Origin of the sequence: Mariniphaga sediminis (assembly GCF_003573545.1) — a bacterium.
GTDB classification, from domain to species: Bacteria; Bacteroidota; Bacteroidia; order Bacteroidales; family Prolixibacteraceae; genus Mariniphaga; species Mariniphaga sediminis.
Genome location: NZ_QWET01000054.1, coordinates 1 through 2548, shown reverse-complemented (window position 1 = coordinate 2548; position 2548 = coordinate 1). Strand labels below are relative to the sequence as shown.

The window sequence follows — 2548 nt, the reverse complement described above, 5'->3', positions numbered from 1 at the left end:
CCCCGGCTGAGAAACGACTATCGTTCCCCCTTTATCGATTGCTTTTTGCAAAGCATTTACATTTTCTATTCCACTTGCGCCAGCAGAGAAGCCAAATGCATTAGCATCGGTAAAGCCGGCTGTTGACTCAAACTTTGTTGCTCCCAACGTGGATAGCGCGGAAATCAGCAGAACTGATATAAAAACAATTTTCAGATTCATTTAAAAATAATTTAGTCTTCGTTCGTTAACACCTTTTAGTTCGACCTGGGTAAATCTTCGGGAAGTACGCCCCATCCCTTGTTTGGATTTGGACCCATGACAAATTCCAAAACGCCTCCATTCTTTACGTCATTATAATTAATGTAGGTTTTCGTGTATTCCTTCCCATTCAACTTTGCTGACTGAATATAGTAATTGTCGGCAGAGAGGTTTTCAGCCTTTACAATAAACTCACTCTTATTCGGAAGTTTTAGTTTAACCGATTTATACGATGGCGTTCCGATAATATATGAATCGGAGCCGGGACACAAAGGATAAAACCCCAAAGAGCCAAAAATATACCAGGCCGATAATTGTCCGCAATCATCATTTCCGCACAGGCCGTCGCGTGCGCTTCCATAAAAGGTATTTTTTATTTCGGTCACTATTTCCTGTGTCCGCCAGGGTTTACCGGCATAATTATACATGTAAGGAACATGGTGGCACGGCTCATTTCCCTGTGCATACTGACCAATTAGTCCTGTTACGTCCAATGTTAGTCCATCGCCATAAACCACGGGATCTAATATGAACAAAGAATCCAGTTTCGTACAGAACTTTTCAGCCCCGCCCATCAAATCAATCAATCCATTTACGTCGTGTTGCACATGCCAGGTATATTGCCATGCATTTCCCTCCGTGTAATTTCCGCCACCGGTACCTGCATGGGAGATCTTAAACGGATCGAATGGAGAATCCCAGGAACCATCGGAATTACGGCCGCGCATGAACGAAGTACTTTTATCAAATAAGTTTTTATAAAAGCCAGCCCTTTGGGCAAAGTAATTATAATCTTCAGTCTTGCCCATTTTTTTTGCCATTTGAGCCACACACCAGTCGTTGTAAGTGGATTCCAGGGTACGCGAAACCGATTCCTCTATAATGGAATCAGCCGGCAAATAACCATACCTCATGTATTTAGGCCAGTCCACCTTAAAGTTATAACCGCTGTATGTAGAGCTGTGTTTAATGGCTTCAAAAGCCAAATCCACATCAAAATCTGCGGTACCTTTCAAGTAGGCGTCAACAATTACCGGAATCGAATGATTGCCAATCATACAGAATGTTTCGTTGATACCGTATTCGTTGATAGGCAACTCTCCTATTTCATTGTAGCGCTGCAACATCGAATTAATAAACTCGTTGTTTTTATCCGGATTCAGGAGTATATAAAGCGGGTGGGTGCCACGATAGGTATCCCACAATGAGTAATTCGTGTAAAAATTACGCTCGCCTTTATGAACGTTGCCATCCCATCCCCGGTATCGGCCATCCACATCGGAAATAAGATTAGGCGAAACCATGTTATGGTAAAAAGCGGTATAAAAAATTGTCTTTTGGTCAGCATCATCCGTTTCAATCTCGATTTTCGAGAGTTCATTCTCCCATAATTCCCCGGCGTTGTCCATCACTTTCTGAAAATCCCAGTGAGGTATTTCCGCACTGATATTGTTTGTTGCACCATTTTCATCCACCATGGACAAACCCACTTTAGCCAAAATTTCATCGTTCTCTCCAAAATCCAATACCACCTTACAAACTCTGCCCTCCACCTTTTTACTATCACTTGTGGAACCATCAGAATAAGAAATAAAATCTTTTATGGGTTTTGAAAACCGGGCACAGAAATACACATGCTGGTTTTTTACAAACCCGGTAGAATGCCGGTAACCTGTTACCGTATATTCATCTGTAACCGCCAGGTGGCTCTTTAATGTACTGTCCTGAATGCCATGTTCAAGGTCGATAACAACCTTCCCTTCTGTGCTTTCAGGAAAAGAATATTTATGAAAACCAACCCTTTGTGATGTTGTTAATTCTGCTTTAATGCCGGAATCTTCCAAAACTACGGAATAATAGCCCGGTTTGGCCACTTCGGTATTTTTTGAAAACCGGGAACGATATCCTTCATCCGGGTTTTCTTTTGTGCCAGGTTTAAACTTCGGGCTTCCTGTAAACGGCATTAATAAAATATCTCCCATCTCCCCCACTCCGGTCCCGCTAACATGCGTATGCGTAAACCCCATAATGGAATTATCTGATGCATGATATCCGGAACACCAGTCCCAGTCTTTTATTCCGGTATCCGGACTAAGTCGTACCATTCCAAAAGGCACAAGAGCACCGGGATAGGTATGTCCATGTGCATCTGTTCCGATAAATGGATCAACGAAGGAGGAAACCTCCGGGCTTTTTTCTTTTTCTACACATGAATAGGTTCCAAATAAAAAAAGAAATACAAAAACGAAATATTTTGGTTTCATAATTTAAAGAGCGTTTTGTTTAGATTAAAAATTTATTTTGCTAA

Annotated in this window: 2 protein-coding genes; both read right to left on the bottom strand. The window is 41.7% G+C overall.

The annotated features are described in order from the left end of the window. Positions 1-201, bottom strand: a 201-nt coding sequence (locus D1164_RS23500; RefSeq protein WP_147372287.1) for a hypothetical protein, incomplete at its 3' end; no start/stop codon positions are given. A gap of 35 nt (positions 202-236) precedes the next feature. Then, entirely contained in the window at positions 237-2504 is a 2268-nt protein-coding gene (locus tag D1164_RS23495; protein WP_119352344.1) for a GH92 family glycosyl hydrolase, read from the bottom strand. Between the last annotated feature and the right edge of the window lie 44 nt (positions 2505-2548).

What these genes read in the sequence shown, in the direction of transcription:
- D1164_RS23495 (WP_119352344.1), bottom strand. Translation starts at nt 2,504, where the DNA reads ATGAAACCAAAATATTTCGTTTTTGTATTTCTTTTTTTATTTGGAACC.